Source organism: Kitasatospora sp. MMS16-BH015 (assembly GCF_002943525.1).
In the GTDB taxonomy this organism is placed as follows: Bacteria; Actinomycetota; Actinomycetes; order Streptomycetales; family Streptomycetaceae; genus Kitasatospora.
Genome location: NZ_CP025394.1, coordinates 1975718 through 1997156, shown reverse-complemented (window position 1 = coordinate 1997156; position 21439 = coordinate 1975718). Strand labels below are relative to the sequence as shown.

The following is a 21439-nucleotide window of genomic DNA, read 5'->3' as shown; positions in this document are numbered from 1 at the left end:
GCCCCCGGTTAGTGCAACTTGAGCACTGCTACCGAGTCTGCGGCCAGTTTCACCGTACGGGGGTCGGTGGAGTGGGTGTCGCCGAAGGTGGCGAGGGTCTCCTCCTGACTGTGGTCCAGGGTGATGGTGGTGTCGGCGAAGGCGGCCAGGATGCGGTAGGGGCCGCGGTGGACCGTGAGTGACCGGGGCGTGCGGTCGACGCGGACCGCGGACAGGTCGGGGTTGGTGAGGGCCGGGTGGGTGCGGCGCAGGTGGATCAGCCTGCGGTACCAGGCCAGGAGGTCGGCGTGGCCGGGGAGGGTGGGCTCGGACCAGTCGAGGGTGGAGGCCAGGACGGTGGCGGGGGACTGGGGGTCGGGGATCTGCTCGGGGGGCCAGCCGTGGTCGGTGAACTCGCGGCGGCGGCCCTGGCGGACGGCCTCGGCGAGGGCGGGGTCGGTGTGGCTGGTGAAGTACTGCCAGGGGGTGGTGGCGCCCCACTCCTCGCCCATGAAGAGCATCGGGGTGAAGGGGGAGGTCAGTACCAGGGCGGCGCCGATGGCCAGCCGGCCCGGGGAGAGGGTGGCGGAGAGGCGGTCGCCGGTGGCGCGGTTGCCGATCTGGTCGTGGGTCTGGAGGTAGCCGAGCAGGCGGTGGCCGTGGGCGGCGGGGAAGGGACGGCCGTGGGTGCGGCCCCGGAAGCTGGACCAGGTGCCCTCGTGGAAGAAGCCCCGGGTCAGGGTGCGGGCCAGGGCGTCGAGCGGGTCGGCGGCGAAGTCGGCGTAGTAGCCCTGGGATTCGCCGGTCAGGGCGGTGTGCAGGGCGTGGTGGAAGTCGTCGCTCCACTGGGCGGCCAGGCCCAGGCCACCGGCCTCGCGGGGGGCGGTGGTACGGGGGTCGTTGAGGTCGGATTCGGCGATCAGGAAGAGCGGGCGATTGGTGGCGACGGCCAACTGGTCGACGGCGGTGGAGAGTTCTTCCAGGAAGGTGAGCGCGCGGTCGTCGGCCAGGGCGTGTACGGCATCCAGCCGCAGGCCGTCGATCCGGTAGTCGCGCAGCCAGGCCAGCGCACTGCCGAGCAGGTAGGCGCGGACCTCGTCGGAGCCGGGGGCGTCCAGGTTGACCGCCGCGCCCCAGGGGGTGTGGTGCCGGTCGGTGAAGTAGGGGCCGTACGCCGGGAGGTAGTTGCCGGAGGGGCCGAGGTGGTTGTGCACCACGTCCAGGATCACGCCCAGGCCCTTGCGGTGGGCCGCGTCCACGAAGCGCTTGAGGCCCTCGGGGCCGCCGTAGGGCTCGTGCACGGCCCAGAGCGAGACGCCGTCGTAGCCCCAGCCGTGCCTGCCGGGGAAGGGGCAGACCGGCATCAACTCCACGAAGTCCACGCCGAGTTCGACCAGGTGGTCGAGCCGCTCGGCGGCGGCGGCGAAGGTGCCGGCCGGGGTGAAGGTGCCGATGTGCAGCTCGTAGACCACCGAGCCGGGCAGCGGGCGGCCGCGCCAGGGCGTGTCGGACCAGGCGAAGGCACTGTGGTCCACGGCGCGGCTCGGGCCGTCGGGGCCGTGCGGCTGGCGCGGGGACCGCGGGTCGGGCAGCGGCGGGCCGCCGTCCAGGCGGTACGCGTAGTCGCCCGCCGGGGCCTCGCCGCCCCACCAGCCGGGGCGGTCGGCCAGCCGGGCGAGCGGGTACCGCTCGCCGTCCACCTCGACCTCGACGGCCTCGGCGGCGGCCGGGGCCCAGACCTGGTACTCGCTCATGAGCCGGCCTTCCTGGTCAGCAGGGCGACGGGGTAGGGGTCGAAGAGTTCCAGCAGGGCGACAGGGCCGGCGAACCGACGTGACGTCAGCTCGTCCGTCCAGGTGCCCGGCGGCAGGTCGAGGGTGGTGTCCCGCCAGCCGCCCGCGTGGGCCAGTCCGTAGGGGAGGCGGGTCACGGCGGTGATCACCTCGGGGCCGCGGGCGAAGGCCAGCAGGTGGGCGGCGGCTGGGCCGGTGGGGGTGAGCGGCTGGTAGCGGCCGAGGTGGGTGGTGCGGCGCAGGTGCAGGGCGGTGGTGGTCAGGTGCAGCTTCTCCCGGGCCAGGTCGCCGGGGCGGCCGGTGGGGGAGTCGGTGAGGCGGACGGCCAGCGCCCCGAGGTCGACCGGGGCGCGGTTGTCCGGGTCGACCAGGGTGTAGAGCGGCTCCTCGCTGCCCTGGTAGAGGTCGGGCACCCCGGGCACGGTGAGGTGGAGCAGGGCGGCGGCCAGGGTGTTGCTGCGGGCGTGCGGCGCGAGGGTGCGGACGAAGCCCTCGATCCTGGGGCAGAGGCCCGGGTGGTCGAGCACCCGGCGGGCGTGCTCGGCTAGGGCGCGCTCGTACGCCTCGTCCTGGTGGGTCCAGGAGGTCTGCCGCTTGGCCTCGCGGGCGGATTTGAGCAGGGTGGCGGTGAGCCGGTCGGCGGAGATCGGCCAGGCCGCGAACAGGGTCTGGTGGAGCAGCCAGTCGCTGTCCTGGTCCGGGCCGGGCCCGGCGGCGGCCTGCCAGGCGGCCCGCTCGGCCACCCAGGTGGTGGGCAGCTCGGCCAGCACGGCGAGCCGGGCCCGGGCGTCGGCGCTGCGCTTGGTGTCGTGGGTGGAGAGCGCCGTCATCGACTGCGGCCAGTGCTGCTCCTGGTGGGCGCACCAGCGGTGGAACTCCTCGGGGCTCAGGCCCGGGTGCTCGGGCGAGCCGCCCACCTCGTTCAGGCTGAGCAGCGCGTTCCAGCGGTAGAAGGCGGTGTCCTCGACGCCCTTGGCGGCCACCGCCGAGGCGGTCTGGGCGATCCGGGCGCAGAACTCGTCCCGGCCCGGGCCGCGTCCGAGCCGCCCCAGCGCGAGGTCGCGGACCAGCTCGCCGGTCGGCCCGCCGCCGGCCATCGCGGCCTCCACCGCCTCCACCGCCTCCGGCGGGGCGGGCTCGCCGGGCACCACGTACGGCCGGTAGACCGGGTAGGCGGTGAGCAGCTGCCGCAGCGCGGCGCGGACGGCGTCCGGGGCGTGGTCGGCCAGCGCGGGCTCGGCGGCGCAGATCCGGCCGACCAGCCGGACCAGCCGCTCCAGCTCGGCGGCCAGGCCGCCGCCGGGGGCGGTCAGCTCGGCCCGGCCCTGGCGGGCGGCCTCCTCGGCGCTCGGTGCGCCGGTGTCGTGCCGGTAGGCGTGGATCAGCCGCTCGGCGCCCTGGTGGTCGGTCAGCACGCCGTCGATCCGGCGCAGCGCGTCGTAGCCGGTGGTGCCGGCGCAGGGCCAGTCGGCGGGCAGCTCCTCCGGGCCGGTGAGGATCTTCTCCACCACGGTGTACGCGCCGCCGGTGGCCCCGGCCAGCCGGCGCAGGTAGCCCCGGGGGTCGGCCAGGCCGTCCGGGTGGTCCACCCGGAAGCCGTCCAGCACGCCCTCGGCGTGCAGCCGCAGCAGGGTGCCGTGGGTGGCCTCGAAGACCTCCGGCACCTCCACCCGGACGGCGATCAGCTCGTTGACGGTGAAGAACCGCCGGTAGTTGAGCTCGCTGTCGGCCAGCCGCCACCAGGCCAGCCGGTACCACTGGCGGGCGAGCAGCTCGGGCAGCGGGAGCTGGGCGGTGCCGGGCCGGAGCGGGAAGGCGTGGTCGTGGTAGTGCAGCACGTCGCCCTCGACCGAGAGCTGGTCGAGCACCTCGCCGAGCCGGGCGCCGAGCAGCGGCAGCAGCAGCCGCCCGCGCTCGGGGGCGTCCGGCGGGCCGGGCTGGGCCGTCCAGTCGATGTCGAACCAGGGCGCGTACGGGGAGTCAGGGCCGTCCCGGAGCACCTGCCAGAGCGGCTGGTTGAGCTGCTCGGGCACCGGCAGCGCCATGTGGTTGGGCACCACGTCGGCCAGCAGCCGCAGGCCGTGCCCGTGGGCCGTCTTGGCCAGCGTGCGCAGCGCCTCCTCCCCGCCGAGCTGGGGGCTGACCAGGGTGTGGTCCACCGTGTCGTACCCGTGCGTGGAGCCCGGTACGGCGGCCAGCAGCGGCGACAGGTGCAGGTGGCTGACGCCCAGCGCCGCCAGGTAGGGCACGGCCTCGGCGGCCTCGTGCAGGGTGAACCCGGGCTGGAGCTGGAGCCGGTAGCTGGCCGTGGGTGGCGCTTCGGTCATGGCTCCATCCGTACCCGCCCCGGCCGGGGACGAACGCGGATTGGGCTGACGGGGGGTCTCCCCGCCCGCACCTTGTCAGGACGAGGGGCCGCTCGGAGCGGAGGGCGCGGCCGGCGCGGACGGGTTCCAGAGCCGGTCGGCCTCGCCCCGGTCCAGGTGCTCCTGGTAGATCCGGTGCCCGCTGGGCAGCCGGCGCACCGGGTTGGCGAACAGGCCCTCCCGCTCGTAGAAGCGCAACGCGTGCACGCTCAGGCCGCTGCGCTGCGACACCTCACCGATGCTCAGGTCCACGATGCCCCCGATCGCTGTTGATCTAGACCCGACTCTAGGCCCTAGCGTCGAGCCGTCGGACGGCAGGAACAGACGGCAGCAACAGGGGAGCAGGAACATGGGTGTCTGGTTCATCACGGGGGCGTCGCGGGGTCTCGGCGCGGAGATCACCCGGCAGGCGCTGGAGCGGGGCCACCGGGTGATCGCCACCGCGCGGGACGCGGCGGCGGTGCTCAAGGCGTACCCGGAGCGGCCGGCCGGGCTGCTGGCGGTGAGCGCGGACGTCACCGAGCCGGCCCAGCTGGCCGCCGCCGTGCAGGCCGGGCTGGCGGCCTTCGGCCGGATCGACGTGGTGGTCAACAACGCCGGGTACGGGCTGCTCGGAGCGGTCGAGGAAGTTCCGGACGCGGCGGCCCGGGCGCTGTTCGACGTCAATGTGTTCGGGGTGCTCAACACCCTGCGGGCCACGCTGCCGACCCTGCGGGCGCAGCGGTCCGGGCACGTGCTGAACATCAGCTCCGGGGGCGGGTTCGCCACCGCTCCGGCGATCGGCCTGTACGGCGCGTCGAAGTTCGCCCTCGAGGGGATCTCCGAGGCGCTGCACGGCGAGCTGGCCCCGCTCGGCGTCCGCGTCACGATCGTCGAGCCGGGCGGGCTGCGGACCGACTTCCTGAGCGGCTCCAGCCTGTGGACCGTGCCCGCCTCGATCGCCGACTACGCCGAGGGCACGGCGCCGGTGCGCGAGGCGCTGGCCCACTACGACGGCCGGCAGCCGGGCGACCCGGTGAAGGCCGCCAAGGCCGTCCTCGACGTCACCGAGGCCGCCGAACCGCCGCTGCGCCTGCAGCTGGGCTCCGACACGCTGGAGCGGGTGGAGGCGAAGCTGGCGCTGGTGCGGCGGGAGCTCGACGAGTGGCGCGAGGTGGCGCTCTCCACTGACCTCTAGGCCGGCCGGTGGAGCACCAGGAGCGAGCGGTCGGTGAGCCAGAGGGTGTCGCCGGCCTTGATCCGGGTGCCCTCGCCGGGGCGGGGGAGGGTGGGGAGGGTGGTGTCGACCACGGTGGTCCACTCGTGGCCGTGGTCGGCGGGGACGGTGAACTCCAGGGGCTCGAAGTGGGCGTTGAACATCAGCAGGAAGGAGTCGTCGACGATCTTGCCGCCGCGCCGGTCGGGCTCGGAGATGGCGTGGCCGTTGAGGAAGACGGTGAGTGACTTGGCGTAACGGGTGGACCAGTCCCGGTCGGTCATCTCCACGCCGGCCGGGGTGAACCAGGCGATGTCGGTGAGGTCGTCGTGGGTGCCGGAGACCGGGCGGCCGTGGAAGAACCGGCGGCGGCGGAAGACCGGGTGGTCGCGGCGGAGCCAGATCATGCCCTGGGTGAATTCGAGCAGCTCGGTGTCGGCGGCGGCCCAGTCGATCCAGGAGAGCTCGCTGTCCTGGCAGTAGGCGTTGTTGTTGCCGCCCTGGGTGCGGCCGAGCTCGTCGCCGTGGGAGAGCATCGGCACGCCCTGGGAGAGCAGCAGGGTGGCGATCAGGTTCCGCTGCTGGCGGGCCCGGAGCGTGAGCACGGCCTGGTCGTCGGTCTCGCCCTCCGCCCCGCAGTTCCAGGAGCGGTTGAAGCTCTCGCCGTCCCGGTTGTCCTCGCCGTTGGCCTCGTTGTGCTTCTCGTTGTAGGAGACCAGGTCGCGCAGGGTGAAGCCGTCGTGGCAGGTGACGAAGTTGATCGAGGCGATCGGGCGGCGGCCGTCGTCCTGGTAGAGGTCGGAGGAGCCGGTGAGCCGGGAGCCGAACTCGGCCAGGCTGGCGTCCTCGCCGCGCCAGAGGTCGCGGACGGTGTCCCGGTACATGCCGTTCCACTCCGTCCACAGTGGCGGGAAGTTGCCCACCTGGTAGCCGCCCTCGCCCAGGTCCCAGGGCTCGGCGATCAGCTTGGCCTGGGAGACCACCGGGTCCTGCTGGCAGAGGTCGAAGAAGGAGGAGAGCCGGTCGACCTCGTGGAACTGCCGGGCCAGGGTGGCCGCGAGGTCGAAGCGGAAGCCGTCCACGTGCATCTCGGTGACCCAGTACCGCAGCGAGTCCATGATCATCTGGAGCACGTGCGGGGAGCGCATCAGCAGGCTGTTGCCGGTGCCGGTGGTGTCCTCGTAGAACCGCTGGTCCTTGGCGAGCCGGTAGTAGGAGGCGTTGTCCAGGCCGCGGAAGGAGAGGGTGGGCCCGAGGTGGTTGCCCTCGGCGGTGTGGTTGTAGACCACGTCGAGGATCACCTCGATGCCGGCCGCGTGCAGCGCCTTGACCATCGACTTGAACTCCTGCACCTGCTGCCCCCGGTCGCCGAGCGAGGCGTAGGAGGAGTGCGGGGCGAAGAAGCCGATGGTGTTGTAGCCCCAGTAGTTGGTCAGCCCGAGGTCGCGCAGCCGGTGGTCGCGGACGAACTGGTGCACCGGCATCAGCTCGATCGCGGTGACGCCCAGCTTGGCCAGGTGCTCGATCACCGCCGGGTGGGCCAGGCCCGCGTAGGTGCCGCGGATCTCCTCCGGGATGCCCGGGTGGAGTCTGGTCAGCCCCTTCACATGGGCCTCGTACAGCACGGTGCGGTGGTAGTCGGTGCGCGGCGGGCGGTCGTTGCCCCAGTCGAAGTACGGGTTGACCACCACCGAGTGCATGGTGTGCGGGGCGGAGTCGAGGTCGTTGCGCCGCTCGGGGGCGCCGAAGTGGTAGCCGTAGACCGACTCGTCCCAGTCGATGTGGCCGCTCATCGCCTTGGCGTACGGGTCGAGCAGCAGCTTGGAGCTGTTGTGCCGCTGGCCCAGGCCGGGGTTGTGCGGGCCGTGCACCCGGAAGCCGTACCGCTGACCGGGCTGGACGCCCGGCAGGTAGGCGTGGCGGACGAAGGCGTCCGTCTCCCGCAGCTCCACGGTGCGCTCCGAGCCGTCCTCGGCGAGCAGGCAGAGCTCGATCCGGTCGGCGCTCTCGGAGAACACGGCGAAGTTGGTGCCGGCCCCGTCGTAGGTGGCGCCGAGTGGGTACGGCTGACCTGGCCAGACCTGCATGATCCCTCAACTTCCCTTGATGTCCTGGGAATTGGCGCACGATATGGCTCGCCCACCGAGTCTCCCCGATGGCGCGGGCCACCGTACCGTGACGTACGGCACAAGGGGCATATTCACCGAAACGGGCGCTTCAATGGTGTTCATCCGGCCGTTGTTCGCCCGAACGGGTGTCCGCCGGGGTGAGTGGGGGAGTCGACGGGCCGTCAAGAGGGGCTGCGTGGCGCCGGGCGGGGGCAGTACCCTTGATCTTCCGGTGTGCTCAGGCTCGGCCGGAGCCCGGGGTCCACCGTGCGCAGACAGGCTCTGCCGAGGGCGCGCCAGGGTTGAAGCTCTGTCAGCGGACGGCCCGTCACCTCCGGTGGGGCCGAGAGGTGAGGTAGCGCATGGTCGTCCCCTCCGACGGTCGGGGCGGGCCCGAGGGCCGGGCCGAGGCTCCCACCGTGGTGATGCGCCCGTCCACCACCACCCGGATCGCGCTGCCCGTCCAGCCCGGGGCCGAGGGCGCGCCGCTGGCCTGGAGCGCCGAGCAGTGGCAGCTGGCCCACCAGCGGGTGCGGCTCACCGGCCGGGCGTACGTCTGGCTCAACCTGGTCGAGCAGCGGCTGCGCGCCCTGGTGGACGAGGTGCTGCGGCCGGTCTATGCCCCCGCGCACGGCGAGGACTGGGTGACCGCCGCCGCCGGCCCTGCCGGCGAGGAGTGGGTGCACCGGGCCGGGGCCGTCCGCGAGGTCAGCCGCCGCAAGGGCTACCTGCTCGACCCGGCCGACGACGACCCGCTGGTCTTCCTCACCCTGCCGCAGCTGCGCGAGCTGATGGTGCAGCACTGGCCCTGCTTCGAGCCGTACGTGGTGGACCGCCGCGAGGTGGAGCTGGCCCTGGACGAGCTGGAGGTGGCCCGGCACGTCGTCTCCCGCAACCGCTCCCTCTCGCAGACCGTGCTGGCCCAGGCCGAGCGGGCCGCCGCCCGGCTGCTCACCCTGCTCGACGGCGGGGCCGGCGGGGTGCCCGCCGACATCGTCGAGGAGCTGGTGGCCGGGCGGTACGCGGACGTGGTGGCCGTGCACCCGGACCGCGTCCGGCTGCAGCGCGAGCTGCCGGTGGAGGACCTGCTGGAGGGGGCCCGGCGGCTGGACGCGGTGGGCATCGGGCTCGGCATGCTCTGCCAGAACTACACCGGCAAGCGGCTGGTGCAGCTGGCCTCGGAGGGCTGCCGGATGCGGCTGCTCTTCCTCAACCCGGCCAGCAGCGCGGTGCGCCGGCGCGAGCGCGAGCTCGGTCTCGGCCGGGGCGAGCTGGCCCGCTCGATCGAGATGAACATCATGCACGTGCGCCGGGTCCGGGCCCGTCTGCGCGACCAGGGCGGCTTCGAGATCCGGGTCTTCGACGAGACCCCGCGCTTCACCGCCTACCTGGTCGAGGGCCCGCGCGCCACCACCGGCCGCCGCCGCTCCACCGATCTCGGCGTCGTCCAGCCCTACCTGCGCCGGGCCCGGGGCATCGAATCCCCGGCCCTGGTGCTGCGCGGCGGCGCCGGCCAGGTGCCCGGCGGCCAGGAGCCGGGCCTGCTCGAGACCTACCGCGAGGAGTTCGAGGGCGTCTGGGCCGACTCCCGCGCCGTCTCCTGAGCCGGGGCCTGACTCCTCGTCGAGCTGACCATCCGACTTACTCGCACCCCCGGTGTGGACGCTTGACCGCCGGGTCTCTAAGGTATGCCTAAGCTAAGCAGCGCGCCCTGGACGGCTCAGCCGTCCGGGGCGTCCGGCTGCGTGCTGGGCAAAAAGGACAGGTAAGGCCGGGCGTGTCCCGGAGAGGAGCCCTCGGCTTATGTGGGACGAAGCGTTTCCGAGTTTCCTGATCGGCCTCAGGGAGGGTCTTGAGGCCGGGCTGATCGTCTCCATCCTGGTGGCGACGCTGGTGCGGTCGGAGCAGAAGCACCGGCTGCCGCAGGTCTGGACAGGTGTGGTCGCCGCGCTCGCGCTGGCGCTCAGCTTCGGGTCGGTGCTCACCTTCACCGCCGCCAAGCTGTCCGGCCCGGCGCAGGAGGCCTTCGGCGGCTGCCTGAGCCTGATCGCGGTGGCCTTCGTCACCGCGATGGTCTTCTGGATGCGCAAGTCGGCCCGCAACCTCTCCTCGGACATCCGGGAGAAGGTGACGGCCGCCCTCGCGATGGGCGCCGGCACCCTGGTGCTGACCAGCTTCCTGGCCGTCGGCCGGGAGGGCCTGGAGACCTCGCTCTTCCTCTGGAGCACCATCCAGACCGCCAAGAGCTCGACCGGCCCGCTGATCGGCGGCGCCGTCGGCCTGGTGCTCGCGGCCGGGCTCTGCTGGGGCCTGTACCGCCGGGTGCTCAAGATCAACCTGACCAGGTTCTTCACCGTCACCGGCGCCGTCCTGATCGTGATCGCGGCGGGCGTGCTCAGCTACGGCCTGCGCGACCTGCAGGAGGGCGGTGTGCTGCCCGGCGGCCACGCCCACGCCTTCGACCTGAGCGGCAGCATCGACGCCTCCTCCTGGTACGCCACCCTGGTGCAGGGCGTGTTCAACCTGACCGTCACCATGACCTGGCTGCAGGTCGTCGCCTACGTGGTCTACCTGGCCGTGGTGATGTCGCTGTTCGTGGTCGGCGTCCGGGCGGGCAAGCCCAAGCCGGCGGCCGAGCCGGTGGCCGGCGAGAAGACCGAGGAGAAGCCCGCGGCGGTGGAGCCGACCCGCCCGCGCTGGGTGGTGCCGGCCGCGCTGGTCGCCGTGCCCGCCGTGGTGGCCGGCGTGGTGATCGCCGTCAGCGACGGCAAGCCGGCCGGGACGGCCACCGTGGCCGTCTCGGAGACCGAGTGCGGCAAGGGCTTCACCGTGCCGCAGCCCGGCCAGCAGGTCTTCCAGATGCACAACACCGGGGACAAGACCTCCGAGGTCTACCTGATCAACCCCACCTCCGGCTCGGTCTACGGCGAGATCGAGGGCCTGGCCCCGGCCACCACCCGCGCGCTCACCGCCACCATCGGCACCGGCGACTACGCCTGGCGCTGCGTGCCCACCGGCGGCAAGTCGGTCACCTCCGCCGCCGTGCACGTCACCGGCGGAGCGGCCGTCAAGTCCGTCATCCCAGTGGCCGAGGACGACCTCAAGGCCCCGCTGGACGCGTACAAGGAGTACGTCGGCAAGGGCCTGACCACCCTGCTGGCGCAGACCCAGAAGCTGCAGGCCGACATCCACGGCGGCGACCTCAACGCCGCCAAGGCCGACTGGGTCACCGCGCACACCCAGTACGCCTCGCTCGGCGCCGCCTACGGCACCTTCGCCGACTTCGACAAGAAGATCAACGGGCGTCCGGACGGCTACGCCGACAAGGCGCTGGACAAGGACTTCAGCGGCTTCCTCCGCCTGGAGTACGGCCTCTGGCACGGCCAGTCCGCCGCCGACCTGACCCCCGTCGCCGACCAGCTGGCCGAGGACGTGGCCGGGCTCGGCAAGGCCTTCCCGACCCAGGAGTTCGACCCGGGCGACCTGCCGCTGCGCACCCACGAGATCCTGGAGAACACCCTCCAGTTCGAGCTCACCGGCGACACCGACCAGGGCAGCGGCACCAACCTGGCCACCGCCCAGGCCAACCTGGCGGGCACCCAGGAGCTGCTGACGGTGCTGCAGCCGCTGATCAAGCCGCGCTCGCCCGAGCTGCTCGGCAAGATCGACGCCGGCGTGGCCCGGCTCGGCGCCCTGCTCACCGCCGCGCACCAGGCGGACGGCAGCTGGACCCCGGTCGACCGGCTCGCCCCGGCCACCCGCGCCCGGCTGAACGCCGCCACCGGGCAGCTGCTCGAAGACCTCGCCCCCGTACCCGACCTGCTCGAGATCCGGAAGTCCGCCTGATGACCAGCCAGCAGACCGGCTCCTGCCCCTTCCCGCACGCCGCTGCCGCCCCTGCTCCCGCTGCCGAGGGCTGCCCGGCCGGGCCCGCCCGCCGCAGCTTCCTGACCGCCGCGCTCGGCGCCGGCGCCGGGGCCGCCGCGCTGGCCGGCGGGGCCTTCGCCCTCTCCACCGGGACGGCCAGCGCCGACAGCTCCACCGCGCCCAAGTCCGGGGCGGTGCCCTTCCACGGCGAGCACCAGGCCGGCGTGCTGACCCCGACCCCGGGGTTCGCGATGTTCGTCTCCTTCCTGGTGACGGCCGCCGACCGGAAGGCACTGGAGGACCTCTTCCGCACCCTGACCGAGCGGATCCGCTTCCTCACCGCCGGCGGCACCCCGCCGGACCTGGGCGTCGGCGCGCCGCCCGCGGACAACGGCATCCTCGGCCCGGTGGTGCCGGCCGACAACCTCACCGTCACGGTGGGCGTGGGCGCCTCGCTCTTCGACGAGCGGTACGGCCTGGCCAAGCTCAAGCCGGTCAAGCTGACGCCGATGAAGACCTTCCCCAACGACAACCTGCAGGAGGCCGAGCTGCACGGCGACCTGAGCCTGCAGATCTGCGCCGACCGCCAGGACACCGTGCTGCACGCGCTGCGCGACATCGCCCGGCACACCCGCGGCGCGATGCAGGTCAAGTGGCGGATCGACGGCTTCCAGAGCCCGTCCCGCCCGGACGGCGCCCAGCGCAACCTGCTCGGCTTCAAGGACGGCATCGCCAACCCGGACGTGAAGTCCGGCCGCGAGATGGACAAGCTGGTCTGGGTCAAGGACGGCGCGGGCGAGCCCGCCTGGGCCGTCGGCGGCAGCTACCAGGTCATCCGGATCATCCGGATGCTGGTGGAGTTCTGGGACCGCGTCTCGCTGGCCGAGCAGGAGAAGATGTTCGGCCGCCGCAAGGACACCGGCGCCCCGCTGGACGGCGCGGACGAGCTGGACGCCCCGGACTACGCCAAGGACCCGGACGGCAAGGCCATCCCGCTGGACGCCCACATCCGGCTGGCCAACCCGCGCACCGACAAGACCGACGAGACCCGGATCCTGCGCCGCGGCTACAACTACGACCGCGGCGTGGACAAGGTCGGCAACCTCGACATGGGCCTGGCCTTCTGCTGCTACCAGCAGGACGTGGTCCGCCAGTTCGAGGCCACCCAGACCCGCCTGATCGACGAGCCCCTGGTCGACTACATCTCGCCCACCGGCGGCGGCTACTTCTTCGTCCTGCCGGGCGTGAAGGACGGCGCCGACTGGCTCGGCCGGGCCCTGTTCGCCTGAGTCGACCCGGGCTGAGAACCCGGGACGCCCTCCCGCCGCCCCGACCATGAGCACGTGGTCGAGATGGAGCGCCGGGAGGGCGTCCGCGTCCTGGGGGACGCACGCTTCGGGAAGACCCCCGTCTCTCCTGAGGCGCAGGACCAGAGTGCCGGAGAGCGCTTACCTCCCAGTCACCTCTCGCTTACCCCGCCCCCGGACGGGCCGTCAGCCGCCGGTGGGCAGGGCGGCGCGGCGGATGCCGGCCAGGGTGGCGACGGCCTCGGCGTGCAGGTCGGGGCGGGTGAGGCGGTGTTCGAGGATCTCCAGGGCCTCGCGCACGTGCTGCTCGGCGGGGGCGGTGAGGTCGAGCTGGCGGAAGGCCTCGCCGAGGCCGGTCAGGGCCTCGGCCTCGTTGCTGAGGTCGCCGGCTTCGCGGGCGGCGGCCAGGCCGGCCCGGAGCTGGTCCAGCGCCTCGCCGGGCTGGCGCAGCTCGCAGAGGAGTTGGCCGATGCTGACCAGGGCCGTCGCCTCGTTCCGCCGGTCGCCGATCTCCCGGGCCAGCGCCACGGCCTCGCGGAGCGTCTCCAGCGCCTCCCCGCTGCGGCCGAGCACGGCCAGCGCGTGGCCCAGGTTGCCGAGCAGGTTGGCCTCCTCGTTGCGCCGCTCCAGGGTGCGCAGCACCGGCAGCGCCCGCCGGTAGGTCTCCACCGCCGAGGCGTGGTCGTCCTGGGCGGCCTGCACCAGGCCGATCCGCAGCAGGCAGTTGGCCTCGCCCTGGGTGTCGCCCAGCTCCTCGGTCAGCTCCAGGCTGTGCTCCAGCGTCTCCAGCGCCTCCTGGAACCGGCCGAGTTGCCAGTACGGGGCGGCCAGGTTGGCCGAGCAGATGTGCTCGGCGGCCCGGTCGCCGAGCCGCTGGGTGGCCGTCAGGGCGAGGCGGTGGGTGTCGATGTGGTCGTCCACGTGGCCGCCGAGCATGAAGTACTGGGCCAGGTTGCGGGCCAGCTCCCAGGTGTAGCCGTCCAGGCCGAGCTCGGCCGACTGCCGGGCCGCCGCGACCAGGTTCTCGTGCTCGGCGTCCAGCCAGCGCAGCGCCGCCGTCCGGTCGGGGAAGGGCGACCAGCGCTCCTCGGCCGGCCCGGTGCCCACCGCCCGGCGGCCCGGGTTGAGTTGGGCGGCGGCCGCCGCGGTGCCCTCGCGGAAGAAGGTGAGCAGCCGGTGCACGGCCTCCTCCCGGTCGTCGGCCCGCTCCTGCTGCTCGGCGGCGCCCCGGGCGTAGACCCGGAGCAGGTCGTGGAAGCGGTATCGGCCGGGGTGGGTCGATTCGAGCAGGTGGGCGTCGACCAGGTGCTCCATCGCCTCCTCGACCTCCGGCACCGGCCGGTCGAGCAGCGCGCTCGCGGTGCTCAGCCCGATGGTCGGCCCGCTGACCAGCCCGAGCAGCCGGAAGGCCCGGGCCACCGCGGAGCCCCGGACGGCGTCGGCCGCGCCCACCGAGGTGTACGAGACGGCGAAGCTGGCCCCCACCGCGAGGTCGCCCGCGCGCAGCTCGCCGAGGCGCCCGCGCTCGTCGGCCAGCCGGGCGGCCAGGTGGGCCAGGCTCCAGCCCGGGCGGGCCACCAGCCGCGCGCCGACGATCCGCAGGGCCAGCGGCAGGCCCGCGCAGGCGTCCAGGATCCGCTCCGCGGCCTCCGGCTCGGCGGCCAGCCGGTCGGCCCCGGCCACCCGGCCGAGCAGGGCACGGGCCTGCTCGCGCGGCAGCAGGTCGAGGTCGAGCAGCAGGGCGCCGGAGAGGCCGGAGAGCCGGTCGCGGCTGGTCACCAGCACCCCGCAGCCGGCTCCGCCGGGCAGCAGCGGGCGCACCGCCGCCGCGTCCGGGGCGTCGTCCAGCAGGAGCAGCAGCCGCCGGTCGGCGACCAGGCTGCGGAAGTGCGCCGCCCGGTCCTCGTCGGACTTGGGCAGGGCCTCGGCCGGGGTGCCGAGCGCGGCCAGGAAGCCCGCCAGCACCTCGCCGGTGGTGCGGGGCCGCCCGCTGTGGCTGGCGAAGGTGGCGTACAGCTGGCCGTCCGGGTAGTGCGGGCGCAGCCGGTGGGCGGCCTGGACGGCCAGCGCGCTCTTGCCGAGCCCGCCGCAGCCGGAGACCACCACCACCGGCACCCCGGGGGCGCCGGGCTCCTCGGGCGGGGGGCTCTGGGGCTCCTGCGCGGAGCGCTGCTGCGGCACCCGGTCGGTGGCCGCATCCGGCCCGGTGCGGTCGGGGCCGAGCAGCCGGGCGAGCCGGTGCAGCTCGGGCGTGCGGCCGGTGAAGTCGGTGAGGGCGGGCGGTAGTTGGGCGGGTGCCGGGGGGCCGGTGGGGGCCTGCTCCGGGGCGGCGGCCGTCGGTGGTTCGGTGGGCCCGGCCGGCTCGGGCGGGCCCTCGGCGGCGGCCAGGATGCGGTGGTGCAGCCGCTGGAGCGCCGGGCCGGGCTCCACGCCCAGCTCGCGGACCAGGAGTTGGCGGGCGTGCCGGAAGGCGGCCAGCGCGTCGGAGGTGCGGCCGTCCCGGTGCAGGGCCAGCATCAGCCGCTCGTGCACCCGCTCGTCCAGCGGCTGCTGCTGGCGCAGCGCCAGCAGCGTGGGCAGCACCTCGGCGAGCAGCCCCAGCCGCAGCCCGGAGTCCACCTGGTCGAGCCGGACGGCCAGCAGCCGCTGCCGCAGCGGCTCGGCCCACTGCTCGCGCAGCACCTCGGAGGGCACGTCGGCCAGCGGGGCGCCCGCGCAGAGCGCGGCGGCCTCGGTGAGCAGTGCGTACGCCTGCTCCTCCTCGCCGCGGGCGGCGGCCCGGCGGCCGGAGGCGGCGGCGTCGTCCACCTGGTGCAGGTCCAACTCGCCGGGCAGCAGCTCGAACCGGTACCCGGGCGCCTGGTGCACGATCCGGGCGGCGGCGGCCGGGCCCAGCTGGCGCCGGAGCCGGGCCAGGCAGGTGTGCAGCGCGCTGCGGGCGCCGCAGGGCGGCTGCCCGTCCCAGACCGCGTCGGCCAGCGCGTCGAAGGGCACCGTGGCGCCCCCGTGCACCAGCAGTGTCGCCAGCAGGTTCCGCTGCCGGTCTCCCGTGACGACCACCGGGCCTTCGCCCGTCGTCACGGACAGCGGACCCAAGATCCCGAAACGCACGCCCACCCCCGTTGTCTGCCCGGACGAACCACCCGCCGGACCCGGCCAAGCATCTGCCACCCGCGGCCACCTGGGCAACGGACGAAACGGGCTGCCGGTGCCCGGAGACCGGCCGGTGCCGATCTCCCGGTGACGCCGTCAGGTCCGGCACCGGGCTCCCGGCTGTCACTGCGAGCAGGGATGATGGGGCCCGGACAGCGCAGAGGGTCGGGCAGAGGGTCGGAAGGAGCACGGGATGAGCCGGGCAGTGAGGCGAGCGGCGCGATGAGTTGGATCAGCGGGCCGCTGGTCGGCTTCGACCTGGAGACGACGGGCACGGACGTCGAGACGGACCGGATCGTGACGGCCGCACTCGTCCGCCTGGAGGCGGACGGCACGGTCTCGGCCGAGCGCGGCTGGCTGCTCGACCCGGGCGTGGCCATACCCGAGCAGGCCTCGGCGATCCACGGCATCTCCACCGACCGGGCCCGGCAGCACGGCGCCGCCCCCGCCGGGGCGGTGGCCGAGATCACGGCGGCGGTGGCCGAGGTGCTCGGCGCGGGCACCCCGCTGGTGGTGATGAACGCCCGCTACGACCTCTCCCTGCTCGACCGCGAGTGCCACCGCCACGGCGTGCCCTCGCTGGCCGACCGCCTCGGCCGCCCGCCGGCCCCGGTGGTCGACCCGCTCGTCCTGGACAAGCACGTCGACCGCTACCGCCGCGGCAAGCGGGCCCTCCAGGCCCTCTGCGCCCACTACGGCGTGGCCCTGGAGGACGCTCACAACGCCGCCGCCGACGCCCTGGCCGCGGCCAGGGTCGCCCGCCGGATGGGCGAGCGGTACGCGACGGTCGGCGCGATGCCCCCGGCCGACATGCACACCCTCCAGACCCGGGCCGCCGCCGAGCAGTCGGCCTCGCTCCAGGCCTACCTGCGCCGCACCTCCAACCCGGCGGCCGTGGTCGAGCCGGCCTGGCCGGTGATCCCGCGGGCGGTGTAGCACCGGCTCCGCCGCGTGCTGCTCCGCCCGCCGCCCGTCTCTGCCGTCGCTTTCTGCCGTCCGCGGTGCTCGTCCCGGGTCGGGCCGTCAGGCCTCTTCCTCTTCCGCCGGGGGCCAGTTGGTCAGGGCGAGGTGGAGGGCCTGCAGGGCGCTGGGCCAGGAGGCGGCCATCGGGCGGGGGGCGCCGAAGGCGCCGTGGCGCTCCAGGTTGACGTAGCCGTGCAGGGTGGCGAGCAGGAAGCGGGCGGCATCGGTGGCCCGGTCGGACTCGGTCAGGCCGTAGCCGCGGAGCAGGGCGTAGGTGTGGTCGGCGCCGCGCCGGCGCCCGCCGAGCTCGGCCCAGCGGGTGGGGGTGAGCTTGACCTCGATGGCCTGGTAGCGGCCGGGGTGCTCGCGGGCGAAGGTCCGGTAGGCCTCGGTGAAGGCCGTCAGGGCGGCCAGGCCGGCGCGGCCCATCAGGGCGTTGCCGACCCGCTCGGCGAGGTCTTCGGCGGCCAGGACGGCGATCCGCTCGCGCAGCTCCTGGAGGTTGCGGACGTGCGAGTAGAGGCTCGCGTCCTTGACCCCGAAGCCCCGGGCCACGGCCGAGGCCGTCACCTTGTCGAAGCCGATCTCGTCGGCCAGGGCGGCCGCGGCCACCACCACCCGCTCCGTGGACAGGCCCGCGCGTGCCGTCACTCTGCCTCGCCTCCTTCGTCACCGGTCAGGACCCATCCTAGCCGTAAAAGTCGTTTGCCTAGGAGTCCTAGGCTTGGTTAGCGTGAGTCTCATGAAGCCGATGACCGAATCCGAGATCCGCAGGTCCTTCGTCAACTGCACCCAGGGCGAGGCCAAGCGCCTCAACATCCCCCGTGACCTGGCCGAACTCCCCTGGGGCGACCTGGACTTCCTCGGCTGGCGCGACCCCTCCGCCCCCGACCGGGGCCACCTCGTCGTGCCCGGCGCCGAGGGCGAGCCGCCCGTGGGCATCGCGCTGCGCACCTCCACCGGCCCGCGCAACGCCACCCACCGCGGCCTCTGCTCGATCTGCCTGACCACCCACCCGGGCACCGGCGTCCACCTGATGGCCGCCCGCAAGGCCGGCACCGCCGGGCGCGAGGGCAACTCCGTCGGCGTGTACATCTGCGCCGACCTGGCCTGCCCGCTCTACGCCCGCCGGCTCCGCAAGCCGCAGGGCGTCAACGCCGCCCAGGAGACGTTGAGCAACGAGGAGCGGGTGGCCCGGATGATGACGCGGATGGCCGAGTTCGTCGACCGCGTCCGCAGCTAGGGCCTCTCTAGGAGAGACTCCGACCCCGTACCGACGAGCCATCAGAGGAGAGACCGCCGTGACCGACTGGATCACCACCCCCGTCGAGCCCGAGCTGCTGCGCGGCGCCCTGGACACCGAGCGCACCGAGCGCGGCGGCCTGCTGCCGCACCGCCTGCCCGCCTGGGTCCGCCGCCAGTACCCGGACCCGGGCCTGCTCGGCGCCGCAGCCAAGCCCTCCGGCGTCCGGCTGGTCTTCCGCACCGGCGCCCGGCACCTCGAGCTGGACGTGCACGTGACCCGCACCCGGTACGTCGGCGGCCCCGCCACCGAGGGGCTCTTCGACCTGCTGGTGGACGGCCGGCCGGTGGCCCAGGCCCCGGCCGACGGCGGCACCGTGTACGGCGTCGACCTGAGCACGGGCGCCGCCACGGTGGTGCCCGGCCCGCCCGGCACCGTCCGCTTCGCGGAGCTGCCCGCCGGGGAGAAGACGGTGGAGCTCTGGCTGCCGCACGGCGAGCAGGTGGAGCTGCTGGCGCTGCGCACCGACGCCCCGGTCGAGCCCGCTCCGGCCTCCGGCCGGCGGGTCTGGCTGCACCACGGCAGCTCGATCAGCCACGGCTCCTCGGCCGACAGCCCGACCGGCACCTGGCCCGCGCTGGCCGCCGCCACCGGCGGGGTCGACCTGGTCAACCTCGGCTTCGGCGGCAACGCGCTGCTCGACCCGTTCCTGGCCCGGACCATCCGGGACACCCCGGCCGACCTGATCAGCCTGAAGATCGGGATCAACCTGGTGAACCTGGACCTGATGCGGTTGCGGGCCTTCGGCCCGGTGGTGCACGGCTTCCTGGACACCATCCGGGAGGGCCACCCGACCACCCCGCTGCTCGTCGTCTCGCCCGTGCTCTGCCCGACCCACGAGCACACCCCCGGCCCGCTCGCGGCGGACTTCTCCGGCCCCGCCCCCGCCTTCCGGGCCACCGGCGACCCGGCCGAGGCCGCCGCCGGCCGGCTGACCCTCACCGTGATCCGCGCCGAGCTGGCCCGGATCACCGCCCAGCGCGCGGCCACCGACCCGCACCTGCACCACCTCGACGGCCTGGCCCTCTACGGCGAGGCCGACCACGCGGACCACCCGCTGCCGGACGGCCTGCACCCCTGCCCGGCCGGCCACCGCCGGATCGCCTCGCACTTCGCCGCCCTGGCCTTCGGCCCCGGCGGCCCCTTCGAACAGCAGTCGGCCGGAGCCTGACGGTCGATCGGCCGACCCGGGCCACCGCGGCCGATCCCGGTCGACCCCGGCCGACCCCGATCGGCAACGGCCGCCCCGGTCGACCCTCGTCGGCCCCCGCCGGCCGGGACCTGACGGTCAATGGGGTCGACAGCGCGGCCCCGGGTGACCCAGAGTCGTTCCCATGGCTGAACCGTCACTCCCCTCCCCGTACCGAGGCCGACCGGCCACCCCCGCCGACGCCCCCGCGATCCACCGGCTGGTCGCGGCCGGCGAACAACAGCTGTTCGGGCTGGCCGAGACCGGCCCGGACCGGATCGCCGCCGAGCTGGCGCTGCCCGGCCTGGACCCGGCCCTGGACACCCGGCTGGCGCTGGACGCGGCGGGCGAGCCGGTCGGCTGGGCCTGGGTGCGCGGGCGGCGCAGCACCGTGGACGTGCACCCGGCCCACCGGGGCCGGGGGCTGGGCGGCGCGCTGCTCGACTGGGCCGAGGAGCGGGCCCGCGAGGCGGGCACCGACCGGCTCAGCCAGACCGTGCCGGACGCCGACCGGGCGGGGGTCGGCCTGCTCCGGGCACGCGGCTACGAGCCGTTCGTCACCGAGTGGCAGTTGGCCATCGAGCTGGCCGCCGAGCCGCCGGAGCCGGAGCCGCTGCCGGGCGTCACCGTGCGCCCGTTCCGGGCCGGGGACGAGCGGGCCGCGTACCTGCTGACCGAGGACGCCTTCGACGACTGGCAGCAGCGGCGCAAGTCCTACCCGGAGTGGGCCGCGCTCAGCGTGGAGCGGGACACCTTCGCCCCCGCCCTCTCCCCGCTGGCCTTCGCCGGCGGGGAGTTGGTCGGGGTGGTGCTGGCGCTGGCCACCCCGGGCAGCGCGGAGGGGTACGTGGAGCGGGTGGCCGTCCGCAAGGACCACCGGCACCGGGGCATCGCCCGGCTGCTGCTCCGCGAGGCCTTCCGGGCCTCGTACCGCCGGGGCCACCGCTCCTGCACGCTCTGGACCCACTCGGAGACCGGTGCGCTCGGGCTCTACGAGAGCGTGGGCATGACGGTCCGTCGGAGCTCGGCGGTGTACGGCAGGCCCCTCGCCGGGGGTCAGACCGCCGGGAAGTCGAAGGTGTAGCCCTGGGCCACGAACCAGGGGAGCAGCTGCCGCAGCGCGGCCACGGTCTGCGAGCGGTCGCCGCCGCCGTCGTGCATCAGCACCACGCCGCCCGGGCGGAGTTGGTGCTGCACGGCCGCGACGATGGCCGGCACGCCGGGGCGGGACCAGTCGCGTGGGTCGACCGTCCAGCCGAGCGGGCGCATGCCGTCCTGGACGGCGATCTGCTCGTTCTCGGCGCTGAAGTCGCCGCCGGGGGCGCGGAACCAGGCGACCTTGGTGCCCGGGCCGCCGGCCTGGACGATCATGTCCTTGGCAGCGTCGATCTCGTACACCTGGCGGTCGTGGGCCAGGGTGTGCAGCGGCTGCGGGTGGTGCACGGTGTGGTCGCAGAGGCGGTGGCCGCCGGCCAGGATGCGGTGCACCAGGGCCGGGTTGGCGGTGGCCTGCGGGCCGATCTGGCAGAAGGTGGCGTGCACGCCGTACTGGGCGAGCAGATCGAGCACCGGGCCGGTGGCCGGGCCGGGGCCGTCGTCGAAGGTGAGCGCCACGGTGCGGCCGCCGGTGGCCGTGGAGTGCACGATCGAGGTCGGGCCGCCGGGTGGCAGCGGCTTGGCGCTGCCGGAGGTGCCGGGGGTGCCGGGGGTGCTGCTCGGGGAGCCGTCCGGCGCGCTGCTCGGGGTGCTGTCGGGAGTGGCGGTCCTGGTGCCGGTGGGGGTGGCGGGGGCGTCGGCGGAGGGGGTGGGCCTGCCACCGGTCGTCCGGCCGCTGCTCGGGGAGGCGCTGGGGGAGCCGGGGGCGGTGGAACCGTCGGCCATCGGGCCGGCCGAGGCGGTGGGGGTGGTCGTCCTGCCGGGTGTCGAATCCGCGAGCACCGATCCCTGGGCCGCGCCGCAGCCGGCCACCAGGGCGGGAGCGAGGACCGCCGCGAGCCCGCCGAGGACGGCGCGGTGCAGCGTGGATCGGTTCTTGCGTATCGGCATCGCGTCGGCTCCTGACGGCGTGCGGTGGCCCCACCCGGGGTGTGCGAACGGTGAGACGCGGCAGCTGCGGGGCTGGTTCCGCGCCGGTGCCACCGGGCTCGGCCGGGCGGGGACGGGCAGGGGATACCGGCAAGGGTGGCCGACAACCCCCGGCCGGGGCAAGGAGATCG

General features: G+C 74.6%; 14 protein-coding genes and 1 pseudogene. 8 read left to right on the top strand and 7 right to left on the bottom strand.

Annotated features, from left to right (window positions below; genetic code table 11):
• Nucleotides 1-8: 8 nt before the first annotated feature.
• From treZ to CFP65_RS42475, 3 genes and pseudogenes are all read right to left on the bottom strand, one after another.
• Entirely contained in the window at nucleotides 9-1733 is a 1725-nt protein-coding gene (treZ, locus tag CFP65_RS08540; protein ID WP_104815533.1) for a malto-oligosyltrehalose trehalohydrolase, read from the bottom strand.
• Nucleotides 1730-4099: a malto-oligosyltrehalose synthase gene (gene treY, locus CFP65_RS08535; protein ID WP_104815532.1), complete on the bottom strand. Its 2370-nt coding sequence runs from the start codon at nucleotides 4097-4099 to the stop codon at nucleotides 1730-1732. Before treY ends, treZ begins: the two co-directional genes overlap by 4 nt.
• Nucleotides 4100-4258: 159 nt before the next feature.
• Nucleotides 4259-4390, bottom strand: a pseudogene (locus CFP65_RS42475) (MerR family DNA-binding transcriptional regulator); the annotation flags it as partial.
• A gap of 97 nt (nucleotides 4391-4487) precedes the next feature.
• On the opposite strand from CFP65_RS42475, the gene CFP65_RS08525 reads away from it, so the two are divergent.
• Entirely contained in the window at nucleotides 4488-5315 is an 828-nt protein-coding gene (locus CFP65_RS08525; RefSeq protein WP_104815530.1) for an oxidoreductase, read from the top strand.
• On the opposite strand, the gene glgX is transcribed toward CFP65_RS08525, so the two are convergent.
• On the bottom strand, nucleotides 5312-7420 hold the full coding sequence (glgX, locus tag CFP65_RS08520) for a glycogen debranching protein GlgX (RefSeq protein WP_104815529.1): 2109 nt from the start codon (nucleotides 7418-7420) through the stop codon (nucleotides 5312-5314). The two genes, CFP65_RS08525 and glgX, sit on opposite strands and share 4 nt — an antisense overlap.
• A gap of 446 nt (nucleotides 7421-7866) precedes the next feature.
• Here glgX and CFP65_RS08515 point away from each other — a divergent pair, with 446 nt between their 5' ends.
• From CFP65_RS08515 to efeB, 3 genes are all read left to right on the top strand, one after another.
• Complete coding sequence (locus CFP65_RS08515) at nucleotides 7867-9045, top strand: SAV2148 family HEPN domain-containing protein (RefSeq protein ID WP_158702602.1); 1179 nt, start codon at nucleotides 7867-7869, stop codon at nucleotides 9043-9045.
• Between the two features lie 199 nt (nucleotides 9046-9244).
• The gene (gene efeU, locus CFP65_RS08510; protein WP_104815527.1) at nucleotides 9245-11287 is read left to right on the top strand and encodes an iron uptake transporter permease EfeU; all 2043 of its coding nucleotides are present in this window, start codon (nucleotides 9245-9247) and stop codon (nucleotides 11285-11287) included.
• The gene (efeB, locus tag CFP65_RS08505; RefSeq protein WP_104815526.1) at nucleotides 11287-12597 is read left to right on the top strand and encodes an iron uptake transporter deferrochelatase/peroxidase subunit; all 1311 of its coding nucleotides are present in this window, start codon (nucleotides 11287-11289) and stop codon (nucleotides 12595-12597) included. The genes efeU and efeB overlap by 1 nt, the downstream gene beginning before the upstream one ends.
• Before the next feature lie 204 nt (nucleotides 12598-12801).
• Here efeB and CFP65_RS08500 read toward each other — a convergent pair whose 3' ends face one another.
• Nucleotides 12802-15696, bottom strand: a complete 2895-nt coding sequence (locus CFP65_RS08500) for a BTAD domain-containing putative transcriptional regulator (protein WP_158702093.1) — start codon at nucleotides 15694-15696, stop codon at nucleotides 12802-12804.
• Nucleotides 15697-15990: 294 nt separating this feature from the next.
• On the opposite strand from CFP65_RS08500, the gene CFP65_RS08495 reads away from it, so the two are divergent.
• Entirely contained in the window at nucleotides 15991-16704 is a 714-nt protein-coding gene (locus CFP65_RS08495) for an exonuclease domain-containing protein (protein WP_104815524.1), read from the top strand.
• An 87-nt stretch (nucleotides 16705-16791) separates the two neighbouring features.
• Here the strand turns inward: CFP65_RS08495 and CFP65_RS08490 are convergent, their stop codons facing one another.
• Nucleotides 16792-17382, bottom strand: a complete 591-nt coding sequence (locus CFP65_RS08490) for a TetR-like C-terminal domain-containing protein (protein WP_104815523.1) — start codon at nucleotides 17380-17382, stop codon at nucleotides 16792-16794.
• A gap of 91 nt (nucleotides 17383-17473) precedes the next feature.
• Here CFP65_RS08490 and CFP65_RS08485 point away from each other — a divergent pair, with 91 nt between their 5' ends.
• The 3 genes from CFP65_RS08485 to CFP65_RS08475 all read left to right on the top strand — a co-directional run bounded on the left by CFP65_RS08485 (nucleotide 17474) and on the right by CFP65_RS08475 (nucleotide 20307).
• On the top strand, nucleotides 17474-17974 hold the full coding sequence (locus tag CFP65_RS08485) for an FBP domain-containing protein (protein WP_104815522.1): 501 nt from the start codon (nucleotides 17474-17476) through the stop codon (nucleotides 17972-17974).
• Nucleotides 17975-18032: 58 nt separating this feature from the next.
• Nucleotides 18033-19205, top strand: a complete 1173-nt coding sequence (locus tag CFP65_RS08480) for a GDSL-type esterase/lipase family protein (protein WP_104815521.1) — start codon at nucleotides 18033-18035, stop codon at nucleotides 19203-19205.
• Nucleotides 19206-19368: 163 nt separating this feature from the next.
• On the top strand, nucleotides 19369-20307 hold the full coding sequence (locus tag CFP65_RS08475; protein WP_104815520.1) for a GNAT family N-acetyltransferase: 939 nt from the start codon (nucleotides 19369-19371) through the stop codon (nucleotides 20305-20307).
• Here CFP65_RS08475 and CFP65_RS08470 read toward each other — a convergent pair.
• Entirely contained in the window at nucleotides 20280-21269 is a 990-nt protein-coding gene (locus tag CFP65_RS08470) for a polysaccharide deacetylase family protein (RefSeq protein ID WP_254552287.1), read from the bottom strand. The two genes, CFP65_RS08475 and CFP65_RS08470, sit on opposite strands and share 28 nt — an antisense overlap.
• Nucleotides 21270-21439: the final 170 nt, after the last annotated feature.